Origin of the sequence: Micromonospora sp. NPDC000442 (assembly GCF_042898635.1) — a bacterium.
Classification (GTDB): Bacteria; Actinomycetota; Actinomycetes; order Mycobacteriales; family Micromonosporaceae; genus Micromonospora.
This window is the reverse complement of the sequence record NZ_JBIAYZ010000006.1, coordinates 250,591-265,117: the sequence shown is the minus strand read 5'-3', so window position 1 is coordinate 265,117 and position 14,527 is coordinate 250,591. Positions and strand designations below refer to the sequence as shown.

General features: G+C 70.9%; 13 protein-coding genes. 7 read left to right on the top strand and 6 right to left on the bottom strand.

What is annotated here, in order from left to right; genetic code table 11:
* The first annotated feature begins 49 nt into the window (after positions 1-49).
* From ACFY2A_RS12385 to ACFY2A_RS12375, 3 genes are all read left to right on the top strand, one after another.
* Entirely contained in the window at positions 50-1,066 is a 1,017-nt protein-coding gene (locus ACFY2A_RS12385; protein ID WP_363920672.1) for a LacI family DNA-binding transcriptional regulator, read from the top strand.
* 124 nt (positions 1,067-1,190) lie between these two features.
* A complete protein-coding gene (locus ACFY2A_RS12380; RefSeq protein WP_387171118.1) occupies positions 1,191-2,720 on the top strand; it encodes an alpha-N-arabinofuranosidase in 1,530 nt (509 codons plus the stop codon).
* A gap of 33 nt (positions 2,721-2,753) precedes the next feature.
* A complete protein-coding gene (locus ACFY2A_RS12375; RefSeq protein ID WP_387171116.1) occupies positions 2,754-3,608 on the top strand; it encodes a phosphotransferase in 855 nt (284 codons plus the stop codon).
* An 82-nt stretch (positions 3,609-3,690) separates the two neighbouring features.
* Here the strand turns inward: ACFY2A_RS12375 and ACFY2A_RS12370 are convergent, their stop codons facing one another.
* Positions 3,691-4,437 (bottom strand): phosphotransferase family protein, encoded by a 747-nt coding sequence (locus ACFY2A_RS12370; protein WP_387171114.1) that lies wholly within the window; start codon positions 4,435-4,437, stop codon positions 3,691-3,693.
* A gap of 92 nt (positions 4,438-4,529) precedes the next feature.
* On the opposite strand from ACFY2A_RS12370, the gene ACFY2A_RS12365 reads away from it, so the two are divergent.
* From ACFY2A_RS12365 to ACFY2A_RS12350, 4 genes are all read left to right on the top strand, one after another.
* The gene (locus ACFY2A_RS12365) at positions 4,530-5,753 is read left to right on the top strand and encodes a hypothetical protein (protein WP_387171112.1); all 1,224 of its coding nucleotides are present in this window, start codon (positions 4,530-4,532) and stop codon (positions 5,751-5,753) included.
* Positions 5,754-5,830: 77 nt separating this feature from the next.
* Positions 5,831-6,475, top strand: a complete 645-nt coding sequence (locus ACFY2A_RS12360; protein ID WP_387171110.1) for a hypothetical protein — start codon at positions 5,831-5,833, stop codon at positions 6,473-6,475.
* 9 nt (positions 6,476-6,484) lie between these two features.
* Positions 6,485-6,832: a hypothetical protein gene (locus ACFY2A_RS12355; protein WP_387171108.1), complete on the top strand. Its 348-nt coding sequence runs from the start codon at positions 6,485-6,487 to the stop codon at positions 6,830-6,832.
* A gap of 118 nt (positions 6,833-6,950) precedes the next feature.
* Complete coding sequence (locus ACFY2A_RS12350) at positions 6,951-7,802, top strand: oxygenase MpaB family protein (protein WP_387171106.1); 852 nt, start codon at positions 6,951-6,953, stop codon at positions 7,800-7,802.
* A 66-nt stretch (positions 7,803-7,868) separates the two neighbouring features.
* Here the strand turns inward: ACFY2A_RS12350 and ACFY2A_RS12345 are convergent, their stop codons facing one another.
* The 5 genes from ACFY2A_RS12345 to ACFY2A_RS12325 form a co-directional block, all read right to left on the bottom strand.
* Positions 7,869-9,674: an IucA/IucC family protein gene (locus tag ACFY2A_RS12345; RefSeq protein WP_387171104.1), complete on the bottom strand. Its 1,806-nt coding sequence runs from the start codon at positions 9,672-9,674 to the stop codon at positions 7,869-7,871.
* Positions 9,671-10,249, bottom strand: a complete 579-nt coding sequence (locus ACFY2A_RS12340) for a GNAT family N-acetyltransferase (protein ID WP_363920658.1) — start codon at positions 10,247-10,249, stop codon at positions 9,671-9,673. The genes ACFY2A_RS12345 and ACFY2A_RS12340 overlap by 4 nt, the downstream gene beginning before the upstream one ends.
* Complete coding sequence (locus ACFY2A_RS12335) at positions 10,246-11,526, bottom strand: lysine N(6)-hydroxylase/L-ornithine N(5)-oxygenase family protein (protein ID WP_387171102.1); 1,281 nt, start codon at positions 11,524-11,526, stop codon at positions 10,246-10,248. The genes ACFY2A_RS12340 and ACFY2A_RS12335 overlap by 4 nt, the downstream gene beginning before the upstream one ends.
* Before the next feature lie 35 nt (positions 11,527-11,561).
* Positions 11,562-13,109: a pyridoxal phosphate-dependent decarboxylase family protein gene (locus tag ACFY2A_RS12330; RefSeq protein WP_387171100.1), complete on the bottom strand. Its 1,548-nt coding sequence runs from the start codon at positions 13,107-13,109 to the stop codon at positions 11,562-11,564.
* Between the two features lie 146 nt (positions 13,110-13,255).
* A complete protein-coding gene (locus ACFY2A_RS12325) occupies positions 13,256-14,284 on the bottom strand; it encodes an ABC transporter substrate-binding protein (RefSeq protein WP_387171098.1) in 1,029 nt (342 codons plus the stop codon).
* Positions 14,285-14,527: the final 243 nt, after the last annotated feature.

Here is a 14,527-nt window from a genome sequence, read left to right as displayed (position 1 = left end):
GTCGCTGGTCGCCGCGACAGCGGCCGGCGCGACGCGTGAGGGGGCGGGTGTGGCGACGCTGTCCGATGTGGCCCGACGGGCCGGTGTCTCACCCGCCACCGCCTCCCGCGTGATCAACGGCAGCAGCAAGCCGGTCACCGAGGAACTGCGCGAGCGGGTGCTGCGGGCCGTCGCCGAGTTGCAGTACGTGCCCAACGCCCACGCCCAACTGCTGGCCCGGTCGCACCGCGGCGCCGTCGGGGTGATCGTGCACGACGTCTCCGACCCGTACTTCTCGGAGATCACCCGGGGTCTGCAACGGGTCGCCACCGACCAGGGCCGACTGTTGATGATCTGCAACAGCTACCGCGACCCGGAGCGGGAGTTGGAGTACGTCGAGCTGCTGCGGGGTCAGCAGGTCGCCGCCATCGTCCTGGCCGGCTCCGGGTACCACGACGCCGACTTCACCCGGTTGCTCAACGGCAAGCTCGCCGCGTACGAGGCCACCGGTGGCCGGGTCGCGGTGATCGGTCGCCACGAGCACTCCGGTGACGCGGTGATGCCGGACAACCGGGGCGGTGGCGAACTCCTCGGTCAAGAGCTGTGCCGCCTCGGCCACGAACACATCGGCGTGGTGGCCGGGCCCCGCGTGCTGACCACCATCACCGACCGGCTCACCGGGTTACGCGCGGCACTCGCCGAACACGGCCGGGACCTGCCGGAACACCGCATCCGGTACGTCGACTTCGACCGCGACGGCGGTGCCGAGGCCACCGCTGGGCTGCTCGACGCGGAGCCCGGCCTGACCGCGATCGCGGCGCTCAACGACTCGATGGCCATCGGGGCGCTGGCGCTGCTGCGCGCCCGCGCGGTGCCGGTGCCGCAGCAGGTAAGCGTCTTCGGCTTCGACGACATGCCGATGGCCCGCGACGTCACACCGGCACTGACCACGGTCCGACTGCCACTTGTGGAGATGGGCGTGCGGGCGATGGCCCTGGCGCTCGACCCGGGCGCCGCCAGCCCTCGGGTCGAGTCGCTCGCCGCCGAACTGATCCGTCGGGACAGCGCCGGCCCCGCCCCGAGGTGAGGCAGGTCTGCGGGCCCCTGCCACCGGCGCCGATGCTGGCTGCCCGCGCGACGCCAGCGGCCCGCCGAGGGCTCGTCTACCGTCGCCGAAAACGTTATCGTGAGTGATCATCGTAAGGAGCCCCATGCCCCGCGCGCACCTCACCATCAACCCGGCCTTCACCATCGGCCCGGTCCGTCGCCGACTCTTCGGCGGTTTCGTCGAGCATCTCGGTCGCCACATCTACGACGGCATCCATGAGCCCGGGCATCCGAGCGCCGGTCCGGACGGGTTCCGGCGCGACGTGATCGAGCTGGTCAAGGAGCTCGGGGTGAGCACGGTTCGGTACCCGGGCGGCAACTTCGTCTCCGGCTACAACTGGGAGGACGGTGTCGGGCCGGCGGCCGAGCGGCCGCGCCGGCTCGATCTCGCCTGGCACTCCACCGAGACCAACCAGGTCGGCCTGCACGAGTTCCAACACTGGCTCGACCTGGTGGGCAGCGAGCTGATGTTGGCCGTGAACCTCGGCACCCGAGGCCCGAAGGAGGCCGTCGAGCTGCTGGAGTACACGAACCTGCCGGCCGGCACCGCCCGTGCCGAGCAACGGGCCGCCAACGGCCGCAAGGAGCCGTTCGGCATCGCCATGTGGTGCCTCGGCAACGAGATGGACGGCCCCTGGCAGCTCGGCCACCGCGACGCCACCGACTACGGCAAGCTCGCGGCGATGACGGCGAAGGCGATGCGACAGGTGGACCGGGACCTGGAGCTGGTCGCCTGCGGATCGTCCGGCCGTGGCATGCCGACCTTCGGTGAGTGGGAACGCGTCGTGCTGACCCACGCCTACGACGACGTCGACTACATCTCCTGCCACGCGTACTACCAGGAGCACGACGGTGATCTCGCGAGCTTCCTCGCCTCCGGGATCGACATGGACACCTACATCGAGTCGGTGGTCGCGACCGTCGACCACGTACGCACCGTCAAGCGGTCGTCCAAGCGGGTGGACCTCGCGTTCGACGAGTGGAACATCTGGTACATGAGCCGGTGGCAGGAGCAGGCCCGCACGTTCACCATCGACGAGTGGCCGGTCGCGCCGCGCCTGCTGGAGGACCGGTACACCGTCGCGGACGCCGTGGTCCTCGGCGGTCTGCTGATCTCCCTGCTCAACCACGCCGACCGGGTCACCTCGGCGAACCTCGCGCAGCTCGTCAACGTGATCGCGCCGATCATGACCGAGCCGGGCGGTCCGGCCTGGCGGCAGACCACGTTCTTCCCGTTCTCGGTGACCTCGCACGCCGCCCGGGGCGACGCGCTGCGGGTGCTGGCCGACGCCGACGAGACGACCACCGCGACCTTCGGCTCAGTGCCGGTGGTGGCCGCGGCCGCGACCAACGACGGCACCGCGCTGTCGGTGTTCCTGCAGAATCGGCACCTCACCGAGGCCACCACCGTGACGATCGACGTCGGCGCCTTCCAGCCCACCGGTGCCGTCTCGGCCCGGGGAATCTGGGACACCGACGTGCGTGCCGCCAACGACCTGCGCGACCCGCACCGGGTGGGGCTGCGGACCAACGACACCGCGCGGCTCTCCGACGGCCTGCTCACCGTCGAACTGCCGCCCGTGTCATGGACCGCGCTGACGGTCGCGCAAGGAACCCGGCCCGGCGACGTCTGACCGTTCCCACGGCCAACTCGTATCCTTTCCGCCGTGGCGTCCGCGCTCGGAAACCTCACGCCGCGGCAGCAGGCGCTGCTGCGACGGTGGCTTCCGGGCGCGACCGTCGAGGCGGACCACAGCTGGGGGTTGGTGGCCACCACCGTCCTCGAGGTGTCCTGCGCCGGTTCGCGATTCATCGTCAAGGCCGGCGGCGATGACGATCACGGCATCCGACGCGAACTCGACGCCCATGCCAACTGGTTGCGTCCCTGGACGGATCGGGGTCGTGCGCCGACTCTGGTAAGCGGCGACGCGGACGCGAAGCTGCTCGTCACCCGTTACCTGCCCGGTCAGCTGGTGCTCGGCAGTGTGCACACCGATGACCCGCACATCTACCGGCAGGCCGGCGAGCTGCTGGCACTGTTGCACGCCCAGGTCGCCGTCACCGACGATGACCACGAGAGACGCGAGAACGAGAAGTCGCTGGCCTGGCTGTGCCGACCACATCGGATCCCCGCGCACACCGTGCGGCGGCTTCGGGCCGAGATCACCTCGTGGCCGACCCCGCCGGCCCACCTCGTACCCACGCACGGTGACTGGCAGCCCCGCAACTGGCTGGTCCACGACGGCGTCGTGGGCGTCATCGACTTCGGTCGCGCGGCGATGCGCCCCGCTTTCACCGACCTCGGCCGGCTGGCCGCCCAGGATTTCCGTCGCGATCCGAGGCTCGAGGCGGCCTTTCTCGACGGGTACGGGCCTGATCCCCGCGAACCGGACGCGTGGCACCGCACCCGGGTCCGCGAGGCGATCGGCACCGCTGCGTGGGCGTACCGAGTTGGCGACGAGGCATTTGAGGCCCAGGGGCATCGAATGATCTCCGAAGCACTCGGGGATGTCCGGGGTTGACCAGAACGAGCAGCCCGGTCAGGTCGGCAGCGTCCAACGGGTGACCTTCGGCGCGTCGACGCGGTCGCGAGAGGCGGGCTGATTACATCTGGGATCTCAGCACGTCGAACTCGCAGCCCGGTGCGGACGGGTCGAAGCCGTGCTCGACCAGCCAGCGGCTCGCCAGCAGACTCCGCAGCGACCACCACGCTCGGATCATGTCGAGGTCGACGTCGGTGCCGTAGCCGGCCACGACGTCGTCCAGGTGTTCCTCGTGTCCGAGCGTCAGAATCGCCAGGTCGTAGAGGGCATCGCCGGGGCCCGCTTCGGACCAGTCGACCACGCCGGTGATCTCGTCACCGTCGACGAAGACGTGGGTGATCTGCAGGTCGCCATGGGCGAACACCGGTGTCCACGGCCGCAGCGCAGCCTCGGCAACCCGGCGGTTGCGGGTGACCACGTCGGCGGGAAGGACGCCGTTCGTGAGCAGCCACTCGCACTCGCCGTCGAGGCGGGACGCCAACTCGTCGGGGCTTCGACCGGGCCATGGCGGCAGCGGCGCCTCGTGCAGCCTCCGTACGGCGGCCCCCGCCGCAGCCCACGCTGCCGACGATGCCGACGACGGCTCGCCGAGACGCCCGAGTGCCTTCCCCGGGAGAGCGGCCAGCGCGAGCACGGGCGGCTTGCGCCACAGGACCTCCGGTGTCGGGATCGGGGCGATGGCCATCGCTTCGACCTCGACATCGGTGCGGGTCTGATCAGCGTCGATCTTCAGGAACACGTCACCGACGCGCAAGGTCGCCCGCTCCTGATGGGCGACAACGACCTCGATCCCCTCCACGGCGGTCATTGTCGCGGGATCGACCACCGACGTCACCGCGATTATCGGGGCGAACGTCGATCGCCAAACGTCGGTGGCATCGCGATGCGATCATCGGTGCCATGCGCAAGCTTGCCGTGCCGATGGCCGCTGTCCTGCTGGCGTCGGGGTGCACCGGCGGATCGGCCGGTACGAACACCTCGGCCCCCTCCGTGACAACCGCCGACAGTTCACCAGGAGCCGTCGGGACCGACGCGCCGGCACCGAGCTGGCGGCTGGCCGCGCTGCCGGAACTGGCCGGGCCGACAAGCGTGCTGTGGGACGTGGTGGCGGTGGACGCCAAGCACGCGTGGGCCGTCGGCAGCGAGGCCTACTCGCCCGAACAGCCCAACGACACCGGTACGCCGTTGATCCTTCGGTGGGACGGAGGGAACTGGGCACGCGCGCCGCTGCCGGCGATCTCGTGGCGCGGTCGTCTCGACCTCGTCGCCGCCGACTCGCCCCGGAATGTCTGGGCAGTCGGCAGCACGGCCGCCGCCACTCCGGAGGATCAGGTGACGCACGTCCTGCACTACGACGGGAGCGCCTGGCGCGAGGTGCCGTTCGCGCGGGGCGACGGCGAAAGCCACGCACTGATCACCGGACTTACCGTCCTCGGCGGACAGACCTGGTTGGTGGGCAATGACCTCAACGATGTGATCATCAAGCAGTGGGACGGACGATCCTGGCGGTCGCACCAGCCGCCCGCCGAATGCCGCACCGGCGGCACATCCTTCGGCGGAATGCCGAACTTCTGCACCTTCACCGCCATCAAGGCCTTCGGGCCGAATGATGTCTGGGCCGCCGGCAACGGCGCGTGGCAGGGATTCAAGGGCCCGTTGCTCTTTCACTGGAACGGCTCCGGCTGGCGCACGGTCCAGGTGGGCATGAATGACGACGAGTCCTCGTTCGGAGCGCTCGCCGGTCGCTCGTCGAGCGACCTGTGGGCGGTCGGCGACGGCGGGTTGACCGTGCGCGGCGGCGGTGGATCGTTCGAACTGCTCAGGTACGCCCAAGGTGGCGCACTGCCCGACGTGGTCACCGACCTGGCCGGACAACCGTGGCTGATCGACAATTCACCGGCGCCGAGCGCTTCGCTCGTCACGTACGGCAAAGGCGCCTGGACCGGCGTCCCGGCGCCGCAACCGCCGGACGCGGTCGGCATGAGCCTGCACGGGCTCGACAGCGGCCCGGGCAGCCCGCTGATGTTCGCGGTGGGCGCGGCAGATCTTCCCACGACCCCGCGCTACCTGAAGGGGGTCGTGCTCGAGTACGCGCCGGACCCGTCGACCGAATCACGCCACTGACCGTCGTCGGGGACTACCTCGATCAGCGGCGGGCGGACGGGACGGACAGCGGACGGGCAGCCCCCTACGCTGTCCGGGTGGCACCGGTCAGTCCAACGCAACGGGTCCTCTCCCCCGACGACGTGGTCGACTTCGTACGATCGTCCTTCGGCCCGGATCGGCGGGTGACCGACTGCGGGCCGCTGTCCGGCGGGGGCTTCGCCGCGGTGTGGTGGGCCCGCCTCGACGACGGTCGGGACGTCGTGCTCAAGGTCGCCCCGCCGCCGACCGCCCGGCTGCTGCGTTACGAGGCCGATCTGCTCGCCGCCGAGGCCCGCTACTTCCGGCTGGTGGCCGAGCGGGCACCGCAGGTGCCGGTGCCGCCGGTGCTGCACCACGGCCGCGATCGACGGCTCGGTGAGTGGCTGGTCACCGGCCGGCTGCCCGGCCGGGCCCTGCCCGACCTGGACGGTGACGACGGCCCGGTCCGCGCCGACCTGGGCGCGGCGACGGCCGCCCTGCACCGGATCACCGGCGACCGGTTCGGCTACGACGCCGGCCGTACCGGCGGACCGACCTGGTCGGCCGCGTTCGCGGCGATCATCGACGACCTGCTCGCCGACGCGGCCGACTGGGCGGTGGCGCTGCCCGTGCCGCCGGAGCGGTTCCGGGCACTGGTGGCCCGGCACGGCGAGTTGCTCGACACGGTACGCCGGCCGGCGCTGCTGCACTTCGACTGCTAGGACGGCAACGTGCTCGCCGCCGCCGCCGACGGTGCGTACCGGATGTGTGGCCTGGTCGACGGCGAACGGTTCCTCTACGGCGATCCGCTGCTCGATCTGGTCTCTCCGCTGCTCTTCCGCCGCGCCGAGGACGAACCGACGCACCCGTTCCTGCGCGGGTACGCCGAGGCCACCGGCGTACCGCTGGTCTTCGACGACGGCGCCCGCCGCCGGCTCGCGCTGTACCGGATGCACCTGCACCTGCTGATGACCGTGGAGATGCCGAGTCGGGGCATCACGCCGGACAACGACCCCGGCCGGCACGCCCTGCTGGCCGAGCTGCTCGACCGTGACCTGACCGAGTTGGCCGCGGCCTGAGCTGGCCGGCGGAACGCCGCACGAGCAGCCCAGCCGCCCGGCCCGGACCAGCCAGGACGGGCCGGCCAGCCCGGCCAGCCAGCCGGACCGACAGTCGACGACCGTGGAGGAGCCGCCGGTGCGAGACCGTCACGCCAACCTGGCGCACATCCGTTCGCTCGACCCCGAGCGTGACCACCTGGCGATCTACCAGACGATGCTGCGCCACGAGTTCTGCTGGGAGTTGAGACTCGGGCTCAACCTGGCGTTCAACCGCTCCTTCTCGATCCCGGAGATCGCCGCCGTGCACACCGCCACCGGCGAGTTGACCCGGCGGACCCGCAAGCGCATCGACGACACCGGCCTGCTGATGTACGAGATGATGCTCAACGGCTTCGACCATCCGCGTGGGCGCTCCGCGTTGCGTCGGGTCAACCAGATACACCGCCCGTACGGCATCGGCAACGACCACTACCGGTACGTGCTCGGCTGCCTGGTGGTGGTCCCGAACCGGTGGATAGACCGGTACGGCTGGCGTCGTACCTGCTGTCACGAACGGCACGCCACCCACGCCTTCTACCGGGAACTTGGCCGCCGGATGGGGATCACCGACATCCCGGAGACCTATCCGGAGTTCGCCGCCTGGTTCGACGCGTACGACGCGGCGCACCTGCGCCCCAACGACGGCGCGGCGGCGATCGAGCGGGCCACCCGGGAGCTGCTGCTCGGCCGGCTGCCCCGCCCGCTTGCTCCCGTCGGCGACGCCCTGGTCGCCGCGCTGTACGACGACCGGCTGCGCGCGGCCACCAGGGTCGCCGCCCCGGCCTGGCCGGTACGGGCCGGTCTGCACGCCGGGCTGCGCGTGCGGGCGTGGCTGCTGCGCCACATCGGCCGGCCACGCACCGAGCCGCTGTTCGCCGACGGGGTGATCAGCACGCGGACCTACCCCGACGGCTACACCATCGACCAGCTCGGCCCACGCCCCGGCTGACCCGCCGCTGCCCGACGGACGACCGTCGACGGTCCCGATCGGCGACGGCGGTCGGGGCACCGACGGTCAGGACGTCGCGAACCGGGCGATCGGGTTGGTCAGGGCACCGACCAGTTGCAGGGCGGCGGACGGGTCGGCCAGGTCGACCATCTGCTGGTTGTCGCGCAGTTGCAGCCGGTTGAGGCAGGACAGCGCGAACTCCGGGGCGAACAGGTCGTAGCGGGCCAGCCGGTCGGCCAGGTGGGGCACCCGGCCGGCGTACTCGGTGGCGCAGTCGGCCACGGTCCGCCAGAACTCCTCCTCGCCGATCACGCCCTGATCGGCAAGCGTCGACCCGAGGAAGCGGAAGAAGCAGTCGAAGACGTCGGTGAAGATCGACAGCAGCTTCATGTCCTCCGGAATGTCGGCCCGGATCCGCTCCACCGCCGGGGGCAGCGGGGCTTCGGCGCTCATCACCACGATCTCCTCGGCGATGTCCTTGAAGATCGCCCGCTCGACGACCCCGTCGCGGAGCACCAGGATGACGTTCTCGCCGTGCGGCATGAACGCCAGGTCGTAGGCGTAGAAGGCGTGCAGCAGCGGGATCAGGTAGGCGTTCAGGTAGCGGCGCAGCCACACCGCCGGCGCCAGCCCGGAGGCGGCGATCAGCTCGGCGGCGAACGACCGCCCGTCGGCGTCGACGTGCAGCAGCGACGCCATGGTGGCGAGTCGCTGGCCGGGAGCCAGGTCGGGGACCGGGCTCTCCCGCCAGAGCGCGGCAAGCATCTTGCGGTACGGCGAGTAGCGGTCGGTGGCCGCCTCGTACTGGCGGTGCCGGTAGCCGACGGCGGCCCGCTCCCGGATGATCGTCAGACCGGTGGCCCGGAACATCTCGTCGCCGTCGATCAGGTCGGCCAACCAGTCGTTGATGGCCGGGGTGGCCTCCATGTACGCAGCCGACAGGCCCCGCATGAAGCCCATGTTCAGTACCGACAGCGCGGTCTTGACGTAGTGCCGCTCGGGGTGGCTGACGTTGAAGAAGGTGCGGATGGACTGCTGGGCGAGGTACTCGTCGGGGCCTTCACCGAGGCAGACCAGCCGGCGCCGCGCCACCTCGCCGGCGAAGGTGACCGACAGCTTGTTCCACCACTGCCAGGGGTGCACCGGGATGAGGTGGTAGTCGGCGAGGTCCAGGCCCAGTTCGGTAATGGTCGCGGCGAACCGGGCGAGGGTCGCCTCACCCAGCTCGGTGCGCAACAGCGTCTCCTGGTCCAGATCGACGGCGCTGGTGAAGGTGGCGTGGTCGCGGTGGGCGGCGAGCCAGATCAGCCGTACCGGATGGGCGGCCTCGGGGGCGTACCTGTGGTACTCGTCGACACCGAAGCCGAGCCGCCCGTTGTTGGCCACGAAGCAGGGGTGGCCCTCGGTCATCGACGTCTCGATGGTCTGGAAGTCGGCCTCCACCAGCTTCGCCGCGCTGGGCAGCGCCCGGTCCAGCTTGTACGCCAGACCGGCGAGGGTGGAAGTGATCTCCTCGAGGTAGACCGGCAGGATCCGGTCGGTGAGGCCGAGGGCGTCGCGCAGGTCGAGGCAGAGGTCGACCGCGTCCAGTGGCAACTGCTCGCCGTTCCGGTGCCGGATGATGCTCTCCGGGTCGATGTCCCAGTGCTCCAGGGTCATCACCCGGGCCGCGAACCGGTACCGGACCGCGCCGGAGGCGGCGGTGACGGCGTACCAGCGGCGGCCGGTGGCGTCGGCGGCAGCCGGGCCGTCCGATTCAGGGGCAAGCAGGCGCTCGTGGGTGAATTCGGCGAGCGCCTTGCGCACCAGCAGACGGTTGGCCCGCTCCCAGGTCTGTGGGCGCAGGTGGGCGACCGGGTCGGGCGTGGTCATGCCGGTACTCCTTCGTTTCGGGTGGCGGCCAGGAACCGCTGCCGGGTGCAGATGCTCAGCAGGGCCGTCTTCTCCGGCTTGGTGACCGGTCCGACCACCTCGAAGCCGACCGCCGCGTTGAGCGCGTGCACGGCGGTGTTGCGCACGTCCGGCTCGACCACGACCCGTTCCGTGGCGGGGTCGGCGAAGAGCCAGGCCAGCACGGTGGTGATGACGGCCCGGGTGAAGCCGGAGACGGGGGTGTCGGTGGGCGCGCAGAGGAAGTGCATCCCCACGTCGCCGGGCCGCGCGTCGTGCAGGCCGACCAACTCGACGTGTGCCGGGTCGTACCGTTCGGCGAGGAACGCCGGCTCGGTGCGCCACAGGCCGAGGTACGCCTCGTGGTGCGGGTGCTCGGCGATGCGTCGGTACTCGGCGGCCACGGCGTCGACGTCGGCGTCCTGCATCAGCCAGAACGCCGCCTTGGGGTGGGTCACCCACCGGTGCAGCACCGGCGCGTCGGCGGCAACGTCGAGCGTACGCAGGGCGAACTCGCCGAGTCGCCGATCGTGACGGGTGTAGACGAGGTGGGTCACCCGGTCACCCCGAAGTCCTGGAACGCGATCGACTTCTCGATCGGGTACGGCTCGCGGCCGAGCAGCTCCCGGATGATCCAGCTGTTGCGGTACGGGCCCATGCCGAGGTCGGGCGAGGTGATGCTGTGCGTGTGGGTGCCGCCGTTCTGAAGGAACACGCCGCGCCCGGTGGAGTCCACACTGTAGTTGCGGGCCACGTCGAGCCGCCCGTGGTCGTCGAAGCGGAGCCGGTGCCGGATCGGCTCCAGGAACGCCGGCACCTCGTACCGGTAGCCGGTGGCCAGCAACAGCCCCTCGGTGTCCAGGGTGAAGTCCCGTTCCTGCTCGACGTGGCGCAGCCGGAGGGTGTGTACGCCGGTGCTCTCGTCGTGGGTGACCTCGGTCAGCTCGGTGTTGGTAAGCAGGCGGGTGTTCACCGGGCCGTCGACGCTGGAGGCGTAGAGCAGGTCGTAGATGTCGTTGACCAGGTCGGCGGAGATGCCCTTGAACAGTCCCTTCTGCTCGGCCTCCAGCCGGTACCGGGTGGGCTCGGGCAGCGCGTGGAAGTAGTCCACGTAGTCCGGCGAGGTCATCTCCAGCGTGAGCTTGGTGTACTCCAGCGGGAAGAAACGGGGCGAGCGGGTCACCCAGTTCAGCTGGTAACCGTGGGTGCCGATGTCGCCGAGCAGGTCGTGGTAGATCTCGGCGGCGCTCTGCCCACTGCCGACGATGGTGATGCTCCGCTTGGCCCGCAACGCGTCCCGGTGTTCCAGATACCGCGAGTTGTGCACCGCGTCGGAGGTCGGGCCGGCGCAGGTGTCCGGCAGGTGGGGCGGGGTGCCGGTGCCGAGCACCAGGTGCCGGGCCCGGTGGGTGACGGTGGCGCCGTCGACGGTGGCGGTCACCACGTACCGGTCGTCGGTGGGGTCGTGCTCGACGGCGGTGACCTGGTGTCCGAACCGCAGGTTGGGCAGCTTCGCGGCGGCCCAGCGGCAGTAGGCGTCGTACTCCACCCGCAGCGGGAAGAAGTTCTCCCGGATGTAGAAGGGGTAGAGCCGGCCGATCTCCTTGAGGTAGCTGAGGAAGGAGAAGGGTGAGGTGGGGTCGGCGAGGGTGACCAGGTCGGCCAGGAACGGCGTCTGCAACCGGGACGACTCCAGCAGCATGCCGGGGTGCCAGGAGACGTCGTCGCGGGCCTCCAGGAACAGCCCGTCGAGGTCGGCGATGGGTGCGGTCAGGCAGGCCAGGCCGAGGTTGTACGGCCCGAGGCCGATCCCGATGAAATCGTGGCTTTCCATCCGGCCCTCCAGGCTCGGGTTGGCAGGTGGCATGGTCAGCCGACCGGGCAGGTCAGGTCGGCGGGCGCTCCGGCGTGTTCGTGCACGTGGCGGCCGGCGTGCTCGGCGATCAGGTCCAGCACGTAGGCGACGTCCTCGGCGGTGGTCGCCGGGTTGAGAACGGTGAACTTGAGATACTGGCGGCCGTCGACCCGGGTGCCGGCGACCACGGCGAGACCGGAGGCGGCCAACGCCTCGCGGGCCCGCAGGTTGGCCGCGTCGGCCAGGTCCCGGCCCGGTCCGGTGGGTCGCCAGCGGAACACCACGGTGCTCAGTTGTGACCGGGTCAGCACCTCGAAGCGCGGGTCCGCGGCGACCAGCTTCCACGCCTGCGCGGCCCGGTCGCAGACCTCGTCGAAGAGTTCACCGACGGCGTCGGGCCCCATCACCCGCAGGGTCAGCCAGAGCTTGAGCGCGTCGAACCGGCGGGTGGTCTGCAGGCTCTTGTCGACCTGGTTGGGGATGCGCTGGGCGGCCATCCGGGCCGGGTTGAGGTAGTCGGCGTGCCAGGTGGCGTGCCGCAGGGTCCGCCGGTCGCGGACCACAAGTGCGCTGGAGCTGACCGGCTGGAAGAAGGACTTGTGGTAGTCGACCGTCACCGAGTCGGCGCGTTCGATGCCGTCGAGCAGGTGTCGGCGGGTGGGCGAGACCAGCAGCCCGCAGCCGTACGCGGCGTCGACGTGCAGCCACACGCCGGCCGTGGCGCACACCTCGGCGATCTCGTCGAGCGGGTCGATGGTGCCGAAGTCGGTGGTGCCGGCGGTGGCCACCACCGCCATGACGGTCAGGCCGGCGCGCCGGCAGCGGGCGATTTCGTGCCGGACCGCGCCGGGCCGCATCCGCCGGTCGGGGCCGGTCTCCACCACCACGACCGCGTCCGGTGCCAGGCCGAGCAGCTTGGCCGCCTTCTGCACGCTGAAGTGACCGGCCGACGAGGCGATGATCCGCAGCTGGGGCAGCAGGATCCGCCGGTCGGCAGGCGTCGCGGCGGCCAGCGCCTCCTCGCGCGCCAGCAGCAGGGCGTGCAGGTTGGACTGGGTGCCGCCGCTGGTGAACACCCCGTCGGCGGCCGGGCCGAGACCGATCCGGTCGGCGGTCCACTCGATGAGTCGGCGTTCGATCAAGGTGCCACCGGCGCTCTGGTCCCAGGTGTCCATCGAGGAGTTGACCGCGCTGAGGACCGCCTCGCCGAGCAGCGCCGGGATCACCACCGGGCAGTTGAGGTGGGCCAGGTAGCGAGGATGGTGGAACCAGACCGCGTCGCGCAGGTAGACGTCCTCCAACTCGTCGAGCGCGGCGGTGGTGTCGCCCAGCGGCCGGTCCAGGTCGATCGCCTCCACCTGGGGGGCGAGTTCGTCCGGGCGTACGCCGGTGAAGGGTCCGGTCACCTCGGCGATCCGACGGGCCACCCGGGCGGTGCCGGCGGCCACTGCCCGGCGGTACTGCTCGACTGTCTCGTCGCTGAGCAGGTGTGCCCGGGCTGGTGTGGGTCCGGGCTCCGGGTGGGTCGGCGTTGCCTCGGCGGTGTGCACCGGCAGGGTCATGGGGGTGTCCTCCACGCTCGGCGGTTCGATTTTCGGGCAGCCGGAACCCGCCGCACGGCAGGTGGGCGGCGGGCGGTTCGGTCCTGGGAGGGTGGCGGCGGGGCGGCCGGGGCGGTGGTCGATCGCGGCCGGCCGGCCCGGCGGCGTCAGGTGAGCTTCTTCGCTCCCCGGATCGCCTTGGCGAGGTTCTCCAGCAGCGGAGCCGCGCCGGCGTACGAGAAGCGTGGCACCGCGTCCCATGGCGTGACCTGCCCGGCCTGCACGGCGGGCAGCTGCTTCCAGGTGGGCTTGGCGGCCAGGTCGGTGGGTTGCAGGGCGGTGCCGCGGTTGTCGAGCAGGATCAGGTCGGCAGGGAACTTGCCGGCGTTCTCCCAGCTGAGCGCCTCGAAGTAGTCGCCGGCCTCAAGCTTGGTCGGCACCACGATGTCGACGCCGAGTTCGGCGAAGTACATCAGGTCGGTGCTGATCTTGGGGTTGGAGACGTAGAACAGGTCGGGGCTGCCCGAGGCGGCCATCACCTTGATGCCCGGGTTGGCCGCGACGGCCTCACGTACCGCCTCGGCGGCGGCCTCGAACCGGGCCTTGGCGTCGGTGACCTTCGGCGCCGACAGGTCGGCACCGAGGGACTCGGCGAGCTGGGCGTACCGTTCGATCGGCTTGGTCATCGGCACCCGGGCGGTGGTGATGGTCACCACCGGCGCCAGTGGCAGGATCTGGTCCTTGCTCTCGTCCGGGACGTACCAGTAGGCGCCCGGGTCGTACATGTGGGTGACCAGCAGCTCCGGACGCAGGGCGGCGTACTTCTCGACACTGAACTCGCCCCAGACGTTGCCGAGGATCTCCACACTCTCCACGTCCAGGTCACCGGCCTGCGGCTCGACGCTGCCGTCGGCCTTCTTGGTCTCACCGAAGACGCCGACGATCTCGCGACCGAGTCCGAAGTCGACAAGTGCCGCGGCGGAGCCGGTGAAGGCGACCACCCGTTCCGGCCGAGCATCGGCGGCGACCTTCTCGGGGCGGTCGTCGGTGAACGACCACGGCCCGGAGGCGTTGTCGCCGTTGGTGCCGGTGGCATCGTCGCGGCCGCAGCCGACGAGTGCGGCGGCCACGGCGGCACCGCCGACGGCGAGCAGCCCTCGGCGGGAGAGGCGACGGGCGGGGAGGTGCTCAGACATTCGTGTCGTCTTTCGATCAGGGTCTCGGACCTTGGACAGCCGGGGGTTAGGCTAACCTAACCTAACTTCGTGCCTAGACTCGGCTCCTGTCAAGTCCCGACGGCGTTTCGCACCACACTGGAGTTCACACTGTCCGTCATCGAGTCGCCACCATATGAGACGCCGGCCCGGTCGACCGCACCACCCCGGCACCGCCGTACCGCCCTGCGCGCCAGCGGTCTCCTCGTGGCCGCGCTGACCCTG